Source organism: Roseibium sp. (assembly GCF_965276855.1).
GTDB lineage: Bacteria > Pseudomonadota > Alphaproteobacteria > Rhizobiales > Stappiaceae > Roseibium.
Map to the genome: position 1 here is coordinate 4,305,304 of NZ_OZ255700.1, position 14,870 is coordinate 4,320,173.

At 57.7% G+C, this 14,870-nt stretch carries 12 protein-coding genes; 6 read left to right on the forward strand and 6 right to left on the reverse strand.

Annotation, left to right across the window (positions count from 1 at the left end):
- Genes ACQY4Z_RS19810 through ACQY4Z_RS19820 form a run of 3 tightly spaced genes read right to left on the reverse strand, consistent with a single transcriptional unit; the run spans position 1 to position 2,852 of the window.
- The gene (locus tag ACQY4Z_RS19810) at positions 1 to 1,308 is read right to left on the reverse strand and encodes a TRAP transporter large permease (RefSeq protein ID WP_428524153.1); all 1,308 of its coding nucleotides are present in this window, start codon (positions 1,306 to 1,308) and stop codon (positions 1 to 3) included.
- Between the two features lie 3 nt (positions 1,309 to 1,311).
- On the reverse strand, positions 1,312 to 1,821 hold the full coding sequence (locus ACQY4Z_RS19815) for a TRAP transporter small permease (protein WP_428524155.1): 510 nt from the start codon (positions 1,819 to 1,821) through the stop codon (positions 1,312 to 1,314).
- 2 nt (positions 1,822 to 1,823) lie between these two features.
- Positions 1,824 to 2,852: a TRAP transporter substrate-binding protein gene (locus ACQY4Z_RS19820; RefSeq protein WP_409692723.1), complete on the reverse strand. Its 1,029-nt coding sequence runs from the start codon at positions 2,850 to 2,852 to the stop codon at positions 1,824 to 1,826.
- 169 nt (positions 2,853 to 3,021) lie between these two features.
- Between ACQY4Z_RS19820 and ACQY4Z_RS19825 the strand changes: the two genes are divergently transcribed.
- Positions 3,022 to 3,513 (forward strand): MarR family winged helix-turn-helix transcriptional regulator, encoded by a 492-nt coding sequence (locus ACQY4Z_RS19825; protein WP_428524157.1) that lies wholly within the window; start codon positions 3,022 to 3,024, stop codon positions 3,511 to 3,513.
- A gap of 92 nt (positions 3,514 to 3,605) precedes the next feature.
- Here ACQY4Z_RS19825 and ACQY4Z_RS19830 read toward each other — a convergent pair whose 3' ends face one another.
- Positions 3,606 to 9,305: an antitoxin gene (locus tag ACQY4Z_RS19830; RefSeq protein WP_428524159.1), complete on the reverse strand. Its 5,700-nt coding sequence runs from the start codon at positions 9,303 to 9,305 to the stop codon at positions 3,606 to 3,608.
- A gap of 275 nt (positions 9,306 to 9,580) precedes the next feature.
- Here ACQY4Z_RS19830 and ACQY4Z_RS19835 point away from each other — a divergent pair, with 275 nt between their 5' ends.
- From ACQY4Z_RS19835 to ACQY4Z_RS19845, 3 genes are all read left to right on the forward strand, one after another.
- Positions 9,581 to 9,895: a hypothetical protein gene (locus ACQY4Z_RS19835; protein ID WP_428524161.1), complete on the forward strand. Its 315-nt coding sequence runs from the start codon at positions 9,581 to 9,583 to the stop codon at positions 9,893 to 9,895.
- A 250-nt stretch (positions 9,896 to 10,145) separates the two neighbouring features.
- Complete coding sequence (locus tag ACQY4Z_RS19840; RefSeq protein ID WP_428524163.1) at positions 10,146 to 10,508, forward strand: Hpt domain-containing protein; 363 nt, start codon at positions 10,146 to 10,148, stop codon at positions 10,506 to 10,508.
- 112 nt (positions 10,509 to 10,620) lie between these two features.
- Positions 10,621 to 10,941 carry a 2Fe-2S iron-sulfur cluster-binding protein gene (locus ACQY4Z_RS19845; RefSeq protein WP_428524165.1) on the forward strand — a complete coding sequence of 107 codons (321 nt, stop codon included), beginning with the start codon at positions 10,621 to 10,623 and terminating at the stop codon, positions 10,939 to 10,941.
- 66 nt (positions 10,942 to 11,007) lie between these two features.
- Here ACQY4Z_RS19845 and ACQY4Z_RS19850 read toward each other — a convergent pair whose 3' ends face one another.
- A complete protein-coding gene (locus ACQY4Z_RS19850; protein WP_428524167.1) occupies positions 11,008 to 12,234 on the reverse strand; it encodes an MFS transporter in 1,227 nt (408 codons plus the stop codon).
- A gap of 138 nt (positions 12,235 to 12,372) precedes the next feature.
- Between ACQY4Z_RS19850 and ACQY4Z_RS19855 the strand changes: the two genes are divergently transcribed.
- Both ACQY4Z_RS19855 and ACQY4Z_RS19860 read left to right on the forward strand, forming a co-directional pair.
- Positions 12,373 to 13,161 carry an AraC family transcriptional regulator gene (locus tag ACQY4Z_RS19855; protein ID WP_209174086.1) on the forward strand — a complete coding sequence of 263 codons (789 nt, stop codon included), beginning with the start codon at positions 12,373 to 12,375 and terminating at the stop codon, positions 13,159 to 13,161.
- 72 nt (positions 13,162 to 13,233) lie between these two features.
- Entirely contained in the window at positions 13,234 to 13,662 is a 429-nt protein-coding gene (locus ACQY4Z_RS19860; protein ID WP_133946515.1) for a universal stress protein, read from the forward strand.
- 63 nt (positions 13,663 to 13,725) lie between these two features.
- Here the strand turns inward: ACQY4Z_RS19860 and ACQY4Z_RS19865 are convergent, their stop codons facing one another.
- Positions 13,726 to 14,859 carry a hypothetical protein gene (locus ACQY4Z_RS19865; RefSeq protein WP_428524170.1) on the reverse strand — a complete coding sequence of 378 codons (1,134 nt, stop codon included), beginning with the start codon at positions 14,857 to 14,859 and terminating at the stop codon, positions 13,726 to 13,728.
- Positions 14,860 to 14,870 lie beyond the last annotated feature (11 nt).

Genomic DNA, 14,870 nt, shown 5'->3' on the forward strand with positions numbered 1-14,870 from the left:
CTAGATCAGTGCCAACGAGAGTGCCGGGACGGCTATAAGCAGTCCCAAGCGGAGGATGTCGGCGGCCCAGAAGGGCAGGATGCCGGCGAACATCGTGCGTAGCGGTACATCGGTCAGAACCGAGCGCAGCACAAATACATTAAGGCCGATGGGCGGTGAAATCAGACTGATTTCAGTAACAACCACCACGATGATGCCGAACCAGATGAGCACCATTTCCGGATCGCTCAACGCGCCAGTGCCGAAGTCCAAAGACGTGACGAGCGGAAAGAACACCGGCACGGTCAACAGGATCATCGACAAGCTTTCCAGAACCGCGCCAAGGATCACATAGATCAACACCAGAACGAGAATGACCACATAGGCATTCACATCGAGCGATTGGACGAATTCCAGAAGGGCGTCGGGAACCCCGGCATAGCTGATGAAGTTGGAGAAGACTTCCGCGCCTATGATGATCGCAAAAATCATTGCGGTGGTCCGCGCGCAATTCAGTCCCGCTTGGAACAGCTTTTCAAACGTCAAACCGCCAGAGAATAGTGCTATCAGAAACGCTGTGGCAGCACCGATCCCTGCAGCCTCGGTTGGCGTGAAGAACCCGCCATAGATCCCGATCATGATGATCGCAAACAGGCCAAGAACGGCGAGAACCCCCCAAACATCCTTGCGTTCAACAGGGATGTCATCGTGACTGGACGGCGCGAGATTGGGCTTCAAAAGCACCGTTACATAAACGGCCGCCATGTAGAACACGACGCCCAGGAGCCCTGGAATGATGCCGGCAACAAAGAGCTTGCCGATATCGGCTTCCGTCAAAAGGCCGTAGATGATCAGAATAACACTGGGTGGGATCAGGATGCCGAGGGTGCCGCCGGCGGCGATGGAGCCCGTTGCCAGGCTGTCGGCGTACCCAGCCTTGCGCATTGATGGCATGGCGACCTTGGACATGGTGGCCGCTGTTGCAAGCGACGACCCGCAAACCGCTGAAAACCCGCCGCAGGCCACAATTGTTGCCATCGCCAGGCCGCCACGCATCCTGTGAAGTGCCCGGTGTGCCGTCGTGAACAGGGACTGGCTGACACCGGAAATGGTCAGCAGATTGCCCATCAAGATGAACAACGGTATGACCGACAATGTGAAGGACAGGCCGGTGTCGAAGGCGGCATTGCCCAGAAGATTGAAGGCCGCGTTCCAATTGCGCAGCATTGCGAAGCCGGCTGTGCCGACGATAATCATGGCAACGGCGATCGGCACACGCAGCAGAACAAGGCCGAACAGGGCACCAAAACCAATCAGAGCCTCAAGCACGAGTTAGGCCTCTTTGCGAAAACGGGAGTAGAAGAAGACAGCGGCGGCGATGGCCGAAACGCTGAAGGAGGCAGCTCCAAGCCAGCCGATGACATAAAGCGGGATTTCAATGGAATCCGTCACCTGTTCACGGCGCTGAAGCTTTTCAGCGTGCTCGGTCAGCTCAAGCGCAATCAGTATGAAGATACCGATCGTGCAAATTCCGGCGATCAGCGTTCCAAGGCGCTTCAAAAACCGGCTTTTGACGCCGTCCAGAAGCTCAACTTCGATATGTTCGCCGGCAAGTGTCGTCAATGGCAGAGCTAGAAAGATGAGTGTGGCCAGCAGCAGCTCGGTCAATTCATAAGCGCCAGTGACCGGGCTGTTGAAGAGATACCGGGCAACCACGTCAACACATGTCAGGCCGATCAATGCGAACAGTACCACAAGGCACGCCCCGCCAAGGATCGCATTGATAACAGGCCGGACCTTTGAGGTCCGGCCTGCCGTCGATTTATGAGAGCCGTCAGTCACGATCAGTTGCTGACGTTGGTTTGGGCGCGGAACTCGCTGAGCGCCGCTGCGCCGTCAAAACCAGTGCCGGAAACGGCTTCAACCCACGCACCTTCATGCTTGCCGGCCAGTTCCTTGATCTTGGCGAGAACCGGGGCAGGGGCATCATAAACTTCGATGTCCTTATCCGCGATGTAAGCTGCACCGCGCGTATCAGCGCCGTCCCAGACACCACCGGCAAGTTCTGCAAGCGCTTCCCCTGAGACTTTTTCAATTGCAGCCTGATCTTCGGCAGAGATGCCGTCCCAGACGTCTTCGTTCATGACCAGGAACCAGGACGTGTTGTAGATGCCGCCCGGGATCTTCATGGAATACTTGATGTGGTCGGTGAGATTGAACGCCTGAAGCGCTTCCATCGGGAAGGTAACGCCGTCGATCACGCCGCGGGAGAGCTTTTCATAGACTTCGCCCGGTCCCATGAACTGCGTGGTGATGCCAAGGTCCTGGGACAAACCAGCGATATAACCGCCCGGTGTCCGGACTTTGAGACCGGAGAAGTCGTCGGCGGATTCGATCTTGCGCTGATTATTGTGGAACATGCCCGGGCCATGGACCCAAAGGCCAAGCAGCTTGGTGCCTTCATGTTCTGCCTGGGCGTCCAAAGTACCGCCATACACATTCCAGTAGGCTTTGGAGCCGTCTGTGGCCGTGTCGGCAATGAAGGAGAATTGGCCAATGCGTGAGCGAAGGAAACGGTCGTCCTTGGTGAATGAGTGCAGGCCATAGGTGATATCAGCAACCCCGTCAGCGGCGAGGTCGTAGTGAGCCGGTGGCGGGCCGAGCGGTTTTGGCAGAACCCGGACCGTCACCCGGCCTTCTGTCGCGTCGGCGACCTGCTGAGCCCACGGCTCGATAACGCCTGTCACGACCGGGTGCTTCGGCGGCAGCCAGGATGACAGGACAAGTTCATCCGCGGACGCTGCGGCGGTGAAGCCGGTCAGTGTTCCGGCGGTCAGGCCGGCCAGGATCGAAAGATGCTTCAAGTGTTTCACGGCGGTTCCTCCCATACGGTCTTTGCCGATCAAAATGCTTTGCCGCTGTAACAACGGGTTCGTCGAAATTAGTTGCAATTGAAACTAAGTCAATCGTAAAATCTTGCAAATCGGTACGCCTCAGCGGAGCAAACCGGTTACAATCGAGCCAAATCGGGCAAGGAACGGCATGACTGAACACGGAAACGAGACGGATTTCACACCGAGCGGCTTCCAGCTGGAAACATTTTTCCCGTATTTGGTCAGGGTGTTTTATTCCGATGTCACCCGGGCGCTGTCTGACGTTTACCAGCGCGACTACGGCATGGCGCCGGCCGAATGGCGGGTTATGGCCATTCTCGGTTCCAGTGCCGAGGGGCTGCAGGCGAGTGAGATTGTCCATCGGTCGAGTATGGATAAGGTCGTGGTCAGCCGGGCTGTCAAGCGCATGGAAGACCGCGGTTTCCTGACCCGTCAATCGAACGAGGCCGATGGCCGGAGTTATCTCCTGTCTCTATCGGAGAGTGGGCGATCCGCCTTCGAAGATCTGGCGCCAAAGCTGTTGGCGGTCGAGCAAAAGATGCTTGGCGGATTGGCTCCGCAAGAAATCGAGTCGATGCTGGATATCATGACCAGGATCCGGGCAAACCTCGACGTGGAAGCCGGGGAGACGGGCGCATAATTGCAAAATGAACTGACGCCAAAATTTTGTCTTCAATAAAGAAAAAAGGCGGCCCGGGAGCCGCCTTTTGTGTTTCAAACAGAAGCTGTCTCTTAATCGAGCCTGCCGCTGGCATGCGCGAGCATGGTGTAGACCTTGCCCGTGTCTGAGGTCAGGTAGGTCTGGCCGAGCATGTTGTCGCGGTCATTGCGGGAGACCTGAGACAGGAGCTGCTCGAAATCGGACACGTACCGTTCGACAGCGGTCCGGAACTCCGTATCACGTGCGTATTTCTGACGGATCTCATCAAAGGTCTGCTGACCCTGCAGTGTATAGAGGCGGCGCGTGAAGACATGCCGCTCACCGCTGCGGTAGCGTTCCCAAAGGTCGATGAAGGTCTCGTGGTCGATCGCACGGGCGATATCGACAGACAGTGAGTTCAAGCTTTCCACCGTTTGCAGCGGTGAACGGCCCTGCTCAGTGTCGGACGACGCGTCGTCATCTCGCGAGGCCCGGCGCAGCAGATCGGAAACCCAGCCTTTCCCGGTCGAACCAGACGTGTCCGGCTGTGCAGGCTGCTGGCGGCGGGTGTTGACCGGACCGCGGGCTTCCGGCTGCTGCGGAGCCGCTGGGCGCGGCTGCGCAGGCTGCTGTGCAAAGACCGGAGCTTGCGGGATCTGTGGAGCAGGGGCGGGCGCTGGGGCCGGCGCAGGGGCTGCCGACGCTGTTGCTACCTGAGCCTGAGGCTTGGAGATGTCGAGCGCGTTCGATTGTTTTGCAACAATGTCCGACAGCTCGGTCAGGGCGCGGATTTGCTCATTGACCACCTTACGGAGCGCTGCAGAAGACTCTTCTGCTTCGTCCGGCAGGTTGAGCACGCCTTGCTTCAGCTCGTTGCGGGTCGCCTCCAGTTCCCGGTGAACGTCGCGGGCCACATCGCGCATACGCGTTGCCGCGTCGTTGAATCGGTCTGATGCATCGCTGACCGTTCTGCTCATTTCCGCGATGATGTCGTCCTGAGCGGCACGGATGGCGTCGCGGGCCTTCTGGCCTTCCATTCCAGCTGTCAGGCGCATGCTTTCGAACTGCTCGGAGACTTTCTTGGAAGCAGCTTCGGCCGCTGCGGAGAGCATGCCGGCAGCATCGCGCGCCTTGTCGTCGGCTGTTTCCAGCGTTTCCGACAGGGTCTGGGTGAACGAACGCATGAGCGTGTCTACAGCTTCTGTCTTCGCCAGAAGTGTGTCGGCGACCTCTTCGATCGCACTCTTGCGGTCGGTGACACGGGATTCCACGGAGCGGTTTGTGTCTTCCAGATACCGGGCTGCTTTTGTGAGCTCTTCTGATTGGTCACCAAAGCGGTTGGTCAGGTTCTGGATGTCCGCAAGTGTGGTTGCCGTTACATCGCGCAGATTGCTGACTTGTTCGTCGATGAGGCTTGTTGTCGAGTTGGTCTCGGACACTGCCCGGTCGACGGCTGAGCGGAATTCGCCAGCACGGCGTGCCAGGTTGCCTTCCACTTCAGAGAGGTTCTCCCCGGCAGTAGACACGATCGCCTGCAGGTTAGCGTTGGACGTCTCAATTTTGTTGAGGATGTCAGTGACGTCGTTCTCGAGCCGATGTTTGGTATCGGTGAGGAGGCGAGTTGCCTGATCACTGCGCTCATTGATGGAAGCAACAATCCGGTCGCCGGCCTCAACCAGCGAGCGGGTGGCGTCCAGCCCAGTATGCGCAAAGGTGTCGGTGACATCCTTGCCCTTGACCGTGATGGCTTCAAGAATGGCTCCGTGAACTTCCGACAGGCGGCCGGTGAGGTCATTGGCGCGCATTTCAATCGCGGAAATGAGTTCGTTGCCATCCGTGCCGACAATTTTCGCCAGTTCACCAGAGCGCGCACCGAAGGCTTCGTTGAGCGCGGAGGCCTTGTCGAGCATCTCGGTCGCGACTTCATTGCCGCGATTGACCAACAGGTCGGCGGCTTCGGAAACCGCGCTATTGACCCGGGTGCGGATCATGTTGGCTTCGCCAGACATCTGACCGCGGATCTCTTCAAGCGTGCGCGCAAGTGTCATGCGTGCCTGTTCGCTTTCGGCGGACAGGTTGCCGGAGATTTCTGCGATCAAGCCCGACAGCTCGCTGCGGACCTTGTCGCTTTCGCCGGTAAGGGAGCCGGTGAATTCGGCCAGTGTCCCAGCGTAAAGCGTACGGGCTTTTTCGCTCTCTGCGGCCATGGCGCGGGCAGCGTCGCCGACCGCTACCAGAACCAGTTCGCGGATCTTGGCGCTTTCGCCGGACATAGCCCCGGTTGCCTGTTCCATGGTCTGGCTGATCTGGACGGCTGCACGCTGGCTTTCGCTGGTCAACGAACCGCTCGCCTGTGCAACGGTTTGAGTGATCTGCTCGGCAGCTTTCTGGCTCTCGCCAACCAGGATGCCGCGGGCTTCGCCAACGGATCCAAGAACGATCTGGCGCATCCGGTCGCCTTCGCCGGAGAGCTTCGCGGTCGCATCGTTCAGGGCACCGTCCACGATCTCAACCGTGCGGGTGCGCTCATCGGCAAGCGACTGAACCGCGCTGGCGACAGCTTCCTGAACCATATCGCGGAGACGGGTGCTTTCTGTTGACAGGGTTGCGCCTGCCTCGGAAATGACAGCGGTCAGGATATCGCGAGCGCGCTCGCTTTCGCCTGTCAGGGTGCCGGAAATGCTTTCCAGGCGCTCATTCAGGACGGTTTCCAGCTGGCTGGCGCGCGTGTCGAGCGTTTCTGCGACTTCGAACACCTTTGCACCGAGGGAAACATTGATCTCGGCAATGCGCTCAGACAGGGATTCCGTCAGTTGCTCGCTCTGTTTGCCCAGGACCGAACCGGCTTCTGCCAGGCGGTTGTCCAGGGCAGAGGTCATTTCGTCCTGACCTTCAACGAAGGCCTGAGCGATCTCTTTGGTGCGTGAAATCAGGGTATCGGAAATCTGACGTGCACGGGCATCGAGGGTCTCGTCAATCCGGTCGGTGCCGCTGGTCATGGTTGCGGTCAGGAGCTCTGCCTTCTCGGCCATCGCGCCTGCGGCTGTATCGACATGTGACGTCAGCTTGGTGCCAATCTCATCGACACGATTTGCAAGTGTGTTGCCTGCAGCTTCAACACGCTGACCAAGCTGCAGCGTGATCGCATCAGAGCGGTCTGCAAGAACATCGGTGATGTTGCGTGTCTTGTCTTCCAGCGTATCGCTGATGACAGTCGTGCGTTGCTCGATGGCATCGCCGAGGATCTGTGTCCGGGATTCCAGCGCAGCTTCAAAGGCAGCCGTGCGTTGGTCCAGGGTCAGATCCAGCGTGTTTATGTGGCTGCCAAGCGAGGAGTCCATCGTGGAGATCCGTTCGCCGAGCGTGGTGTCCATGGTGGTCACACGCTGCTCGAGAGACGCATCCATGGTCGAGATGCGATCGCCGAGCGTTGCATCCATGGTCGTGAAGCGATGCTCAAGAGACGTGTCCATGGCCGCGATGCGGTCCCCAAGGGACGCGTCCATCGTGCTGATGCGGTCGGTGAGCGTGGAATCGATAGCCGAGAACCGCTGATCCAGGGACGCATCCATGGTCTCGATCCGCTCGCCCAGCTTGCTGTCCATCGTTTCGATGCGATTGCCGAATGTAACGTCCAAGGTCGACAAACGGCTGTCGAGAGCTTCCGACAACAACAGAGTTTTGGTGTCGAACGCATCGATCAACTGACCGCCGCGATCGGTAACGATGGTTTCCAGCTCACCCAAACGGTTGGCAAGGCCATCGTTGAGGGCCTGGCCGCGGACTTCGATGGTCTCCGCGATCTTGCCACTGATTTCGTTGATGTCGCCGGCAACGCGGTCACCGCGGCTGCCGATGAGCTCGGCGAGTTGAGTGCCGGTTTCGGCGAGTTTCTGAGTGAGTGAGCCGGTCTGTTCGCCAAGACCTGCAGCGAACTGGCCGGAAACGCTTTCCAGGGTCTCGCGGAAGCCGATGGTCTGCTGTTCAAGGATGCTGGCCATTTCGTTGCTGCGGGCAGCAAGACGCTCGTCCAGCTCGGTCCCGTTGATCGAAATAGCCGTGTAGATCCGCTCGGAGATGTTGTCGAGCTTGTCGGCCAATTCGCCGCCGCGGACCGAAATGGTCTGTGTGAGAGAACCAGCTGTTTCGTCCAGTTTGGCTGCGATTTCGCCGCCGCGCAGGGACAGGTCGACAACGATGCTTTCGCCAGTGCCGCGCAGGATTTCTGCAACCTCGGTGGAGCGGCTGGAGAGGGTTTCGACGATCTCCGCACCCCGGATAGAAATGGTGTCGGTGACGGTCTGGCCTTTTTCGGAAATGCTCTCGACAACCCTGTTGCCGGTTTCCGCAAGCGCCTCATCCAGATGAGTGACGCGGGTGTCGACCGTTGTCACCAGCTCTTCGGTCCGTGCCGTGATGGTGTCGATCAGGCGGCCGGAGGTCAGAGACAAGTTCGCGTTGATCTCTTCGCCGCGCGCCGTGATGGTATCGCCGACCTGAGTACCTGTGGTTTCAAGCGCGGTGCGGAATTCATCCGCCTTGCTGCTGAGAGTATCGACCACTGTGGTGCTCGATGTGGTCAGCGTTTCGTTGATCTCCAGGCCACGCTTGGTCAGGGTTTCGACGAAGGTGTTGGCGGTCTCAGCGAAGCGTTCGTTCACCTCATTGCCACGGTAGGAGAGGGTCTCATACATCGTGGTGCCGGTTTGCGAGAGGTTCTCGACAAGCTCGGTGCCAGTGGTGGACAGGCGGGCTACATAATCTTCCGCGCGAACGGTGAGGGATTCAACCATCTCGTTGCCGGAGGCGTTGAGCGTCGCGCCAAGGGACTCGATCCGCGAATCCACGGTGCTGGTGAGTTCTTCAACCCGGGCATTCACCGCGTCGATCATCCGCTGGGTCGCTTGGTCGACATTCGACCCGAGTTCGCCAGATGTGTCAGAGAGCTGAGAGGCAAAATTCTCGTGCGCGCCGGCGATCGTCTCCCGAACCCGCTCGGCGTTCATGACAATCGCTTCGCGCTGTGTGACCAGTTCTTCGATCAGAGACCGGATTTTCAGCTCATTGTCGTTGTAGGAGCGTTCCAGCGAAGACACTTCGTTGTGAACCAGTACCTCCAACTCGCTGGCCCTGGCGATGGCGCGTTCAATGCCGTCGCCCATAGCGGCGACTTCGCGGCGGATGGCCTGGCCAACGCTCAAGATGGATTCCTTGGCCATGTCTTCCGGTTCGGCGAGGCGAAGGGCGACTTCGGTCATGCCGCGGGCAACGATGCGCATTTCCTGTGCGCGCCAGATCATCATGGCCATGACAAAGAAGAAGATGATCGGGACCACAATCCCAATGGCAGCCAGGATCATGTCCGGAGACTGCATCAGTGTTTCTGCGTCTGTGACGCCAGCAACCCGGTCGGCGAACGAAGACATGAAGAGGCTGGTGCCGAGCGCGGCCCAAACGGCGCTCAAGGCAAATGCACCCCAGAAAGGCGCTGTCGATGGCCGGCGTTGCAGGGCGTAAATTAGATTGCCGATGTTCCGGCGGTCGTCATTGGCAGCAGGCGGTCGTCCACCGCGGCCACGGCGGCGGGCCGGGCGCTGGTTGTCTTTGTCCGCTTCGCTATTGTCCGCAGTCTTGGCGGCGCGCCGTGACGGGCGCTCATCGCTCGGCGTTTCCTGTTCCGCCGGTTGATCTGCCGCTGAAGCTTCAGGGCCGCCGAAATCAAGCTTAAGCGCTTCTTCAACCGCAGACAGAGCTGCTTCCGCCGGATCTTTCGCCTTCGTCGGATTTGCCATTTTTGGGTCGCCTCACATCCGTACTCTTTACACACCGGTGATCTCAGGCAGCTTTGCGCTGTCATGAGGGTCAACCGGATGCGCCGATCTTGAACCGAGACTAACACTGTTTTCGGTTCGGATCATAAACTCTGGGAAGGGCCGCCGCTGACCCGCTGCAACCATGAAGGTTGACAGCATTCTCCCCATCTTGCCGCATCAGTTACTGTAATGGCACAATCTCTCCTAACGAACAAGAAACAGCAATCGCCTGAATCACTTAGGAGGGGGATCTCATGCCTCAAACGAAGCAAAAGCACGTTACGGAAAGCGAAACGGGACCGGCAAAAAAATCTGCACTTAATGCAGGCAGTTTGTCGCCTGCACAAAAGCGCTGGTTGAAATCAGGGCTCGTTCAGCCGGGAGGAAAGTTGCCTCTCTTTGATGATCAAGGCCGCCAGGTTCCCGCCCGCACGATCCGTTCCTGCATCGATGCAGGTTGGGCAGAGCCTTGGTTTTCCAACCCAATCAAGCCTGACTGGCTGGTTTGCAAGCTCACCGCAGACGCCTTCGAATTATTGACCGCAAGTCAAAAAAACGAAAAAAGTTAATGCGAATCATTTTATTAAAATTTTAGCGATTCAGGAAACCTGCGAAAAAGCAAGGGATTTTTCATCTGGTTCGGCGCAGGCCCTTAATGCTTGTTAACCAAGAAATCAATTTTTTGGGGACATGCTCGAATTTGCGATCGTGAAACGCCTGATTTAACCGGGCGTTTGGGTCTTCGCTGCACACTCATTTGCCTATAGAGCTTGCGGCAGGGTGCCGCCAGGCATGTGTTGAGTATTTCGGAGCACCCTTATGGCCCCTTCATCGATGGCACGCGTGTCAGGACGCGCCAGTCCCGAAGCACCAATCGACCTGGTGCAGCTGGCGACAAACACACTGGGCAACCGTGATCTCGAGGTTCAAGTTCTTCACCTGTTCAAGTCGCAATCCCGAATGACGCTGGAGCGTTTGGAGAATGAGACGGATCCTTCTGTCCGCGCCGATCTCGTTCACACGCTTAAAGGCTCAGCGCGGGCGATTGGTGCTGCGCGGGTCGCCACGGCCTGTGAGTGTCTGGAAGGGGACTTGAAAGCTGCACCCAATGCACCGACGACAGGTCTCGTCGCGGCGGTGACTGAAGCCAATGGATATATCAGCGACCTGTTGGAAGGCTGATTTTGCTCACGCCGTAACTTCTATTGCGTCCATAAATGGCATGGTCCTTGACCTTTTGTCCGGAACCTTTATGTCGGGTCATCGAGAGACACTTTTATCCTTGGACGCGACTATGCCAAAAATCACCTTTGTAACTGCCGATGGAGCCCGGACGGAAGTTGATGCCGCCGAAGGGTCCACGGTTATGGAAAACGCCATCAAGAACATGGTTCAGGGCATTGAAGCCGAGTGTGGCGGTGCCTGCGCGTGTGCGACCTGCCATGTTTATGTCGATGATGCATGGTCGGGCAAAACCGGTTCGCCGGAACCGATGGAAGAGGACATGCTTGACTTTGCCTATGACGTGAAGCCGTCGTCGCGTCTGTCTTGCCAGATCAAGGTGACGGGCGACATGGACGGACTGGTCGTCCACGTCCCGGAACGTCAAGCGTAAGACGCTTCGCAGTCCCAATTGAAAACCCCGCCGGAGCGCTCCGGCGGGGTTTTTTGTGTCCAGTTATTATTCTGCCGGTTGGGCAGCTGGTTTCCGGAACCACCAATCAACCTCATTCCCGTCATCCGGGTTGGACGGGATCATGGTCGAGAGGAACAGGCTGACGGCGGCCATTGCCGCGCCTGCCAGGAACACGGCTGCAGGGGACACCAGCCAGACCAGGCCGAACACCACCGGGATGAAGACTGCAGCGATATGGTTGATTGTGAAGGCAACACCTGCTGTCGGTGCGATATCAGCCGGATCGGCGATCTTCTGGAAGTAGGTCTTGATAGCAATCGCGATTGCAAAGAAAGCATGGTCGATCACGTAGAGCGCAGCGGCAACCGTCGCATTGGTGACGAAAGCATAGGTCACGAAGACCCCAATCAAACCGACATACTCCAGGATCAAGGCTTTGCGTTCACCGAAGCGGACGATCAGTTTGCCGATCTTCGGCGCAAGCAGCATGTTGAAGACGCCGTTGATCAAGAAAAGCCCGGCAACCTCATGAACATCGTAGCCAAAGCGTTCGACCATCAGGAAGCCGGCAAAGACGGTGAAGATCTGCCGGCGGGCACCGGCCATGAACGTCAACGCGTAATAGAGCCAGTAGCGCTTCTTCAGGATCAGCTTTTTGTGCTGCGGAACACCTTCCTTGAAATGAGGGTAGGCCATGATGAGGAAGGCCAGCACGACAATGGTCAGACCACCGGCGATGGCAAAAACCACCGTGAACGACAGGTTGAACGTCTTCCAGGCAATGAAAATCAGGCCGTAAGCAATCAGCTGGGCGAATGAGCCCACAGCCAGGATCTTGCCCATACTGGCAGCCGCTGTTGCCTTGGGCAGCCATTGTAGGGACAGCGATTGCGCCATGGTTTCGTAATAATGGAAGCCGATCGACATGATCAGGGTCGTTATGTAGAAGCCAAGCGCGGTGGGGAAGTACCCGGTAATTGCAACACCGACGCCGAGGAGCAAAAGCGAGAGATAAGCCAGCGTTTGCTCGCGCATCACAAGCAGCAGGTAAACGGCTAGGAAGCTCAGGAAACCTGGTATTTCACGGATGGACTGCTGGATGCCAATTTCCCGGCCTGTGAAGTCCAGCTCCTGAACAGCGAAATTGTTCATCAGGTTCCACCAGGCAGCAAAGGACAGCTGCATGGCTCCGGCCATGATCATCAAGAGGACGGCAGGCGAGCGCCACCCGGTCAATTCATTTGGGTTTGTGCTTTGTGTGAAGTACGTCATTTGTTTCTTGCCAAAAAAGTGGGTGCTGGCAGCGCTGCGGTTCGCTTGTACTTCGATTGCGCTCTTGCGTGTTAGCGCTGTTTTGTCATGATATGTTTCTGTTTCGCCAATCCCATGTAACATCAAAAAGGGCAGGTCATGCCGATCCATCCGGAGCTATCCGCGTTTCCCGATCATGAGGTGAAGGCGAAGATCATCGGATATGCCAACAGTCAGAGAGCCGGGCCCGGACATAATGGCTGGCACTCGCACGACTCAGCCCAGCTCTTTCATGTCGTTAAAGGCTCGATTGCGATCGATACTGAAGTCGGGACCTTTTTCGCCCCGCCGGAGCGGGCAGTTTGGCTCCCGCCCAGGATTGCGCACGAAACCCGTTATCTGACCGATACTGAAATCCGGTTCGTCTATGTGAGTTATGACTACGCCCAGGATTTGCCGAAGACTGCTCAGGTCATCCAGGTGACAACCTTATTGCGGGCCTTGATCCTGGAGTTCATGTCCTACCCGCGCGCGGAAACCATTGATGGACCGGCAGGCCGGATCGCTGATGTCATTCTTGATCAGCTGAAAATGCTGCCGGCAGCGCCGCTTCAGTTGCCGATGCCGCAAGACCCGAGATTGAGAGACTTGTGCGATGGCTTGGTGCGCTGCCCCGCGCACGTTCCGGCGCTCGCTGAGGCTGCGGCACAAAGCGCGATGTCTGTCCGGTCCTTTGAACGCCGGATCAAAGCGGAAACCGGGATGAACTACCGGACCTGGTGCCGGCAGGTGAAGCTGTTTCGCGCGCTGGAACTTTTGGCTGCAGGGCGCAGCGTGTCGGATGTCTCGCACAAACTCGGCTACGAAGGACCGAGCGCGTTTGTCGCGACCTTTCGGAAGGCATTCGGAGTAACACCCGGGCGGTATTTCGGCAGTCCGGACGGCTGATTGATCTGTCTCATGGCGAAGGGCCTTGGCGGAGGCCTAGATTCCCTTCAAGAATTTTAAGGGAGTAACGCCATGTTCAAGAAAATCCTTGTTCCCATCGATCCGGCTGAACCGAAGTTTGCTGATGACGCACTGGCGAAAGCAGCTCAGATGGCCCGTGACTACAGTGCCAAGATCCATCTGCTCGGAGTTTGTCCGGAAGTGCAGAGCTTCGTGGCAAGCCAGTTGCCGGAGGGCTTTCAGGAAAACGAGCTGAGGGAAACCGCTGGCATCCTGCAAAAGATCGGCGATGCCCTGGACGTGCCGGAAGGGGCGGTCGATGTCATGGTCCGGGTTGGGTCGGTCTACCATGAAGTGATCGAGGAAGCCGAAAAGGCAGAGTGTGACCTTGTGTTGATGACATCCCACAAACCGGGGCTTTCCACCTATTTTATCGGCTCAAATGCCGCCCATATCGTCCGTCATGCGCCGTGCTCGGTCATGGTACTGCGCGACAGCTGAGGGCTAGCCCTGCTTCTCTGGAGGAGGAAGACGGTGGTGGGCGAAAGCCTGCCGCCGTTTTTTTCAAATCACCTGACTGTCTGTTCGTGTCATGAGCGCTGCGACGGCGATATAGCGGAACGGATAGAGGTCCGGTGCAGCTTTCAGTAACTGAATGGCTTTTTCGTAGATCTGCTCAACAAGAGTGTCCCGCTGATCGTTCGCCGGAAGTGCATTTCTGAGAACCGCTTCAGTAAAGGCGCGGAAGAAATTGACGTAATCCCGCGCGTAAGCTTCCAGATCTCTGTCCGCGGAAAAGCGTTCATTGAAGGAAACCGGGATCTCGTAGGATGTCGCTTGGTCGAGCTGGAAAAGCCCGGCAGCGCCTAGGGCCGGATCGATGACAGGCCCTGTCAGTTCCTCCAAAGTCCGCATATAGACCGGCTGATAGTACGCTTCGTAAACGTCCTGGGAAATCGAGCCGTCTTCGACGAAACAGAGAACCGCATCGTTTAGAAGATCATAGATCCCGTCGCAGGTGCTGGCGGTCTCATTTGCGCCGAACACCTGCAGCAGCAGCTTGCCGCCCGGCACCAGCTCCTTGGCTCGGGCTTTCAGGAAGGTCGCAATATCTTGCCGCGCGAGCTCTGAAAAAACCGCCTGATCTTCTTCCGTTACATAGCCATTGTTACGCACAGCGCTTGGGCCATTTGGAAAAATGTAGCCGGGCAATGTTGCGATGGGCTTTCTGGAGAGGAAGCCGATCGCGTTGAACGTCGTCGCCAAATGAAGGCTTCCATCCGGCAGCAGCTGGTCATACATGGAGCCGCCAACAACGGACGAATAGACATTCGGCTGTCCAAAAACGGAGTGCCCCTCCGGCCGTAAAGAGCGCAAAAGGCTTGAAAAGTCATTGGTCGGGAGGTCTGAATGGATCGTCTGGATCGGCCGATCTGTCCGCTGCACCAGGCGGGATACGGGCCTGCTCAACGCTGCGATGGAGTTTCGCCCCTCCGAACAGCCGAAATCGGCCAAACAAATCGGCCCGCTGGCGTCGATTGGCAGTGCATCGGCAGCGGCTTCCAGATGGTCAAGGACAGCAGCCGTTGCGTCCCACTGCGGTGTGGAATTCTGATTGTAAAATCCGCCACCGGTCATGCCGGTCGTTGTCGCATGGGCGACCGGCGAGGCAGAGGCGGGCTGTTTCTGTCCAGACATATACTGCGCCC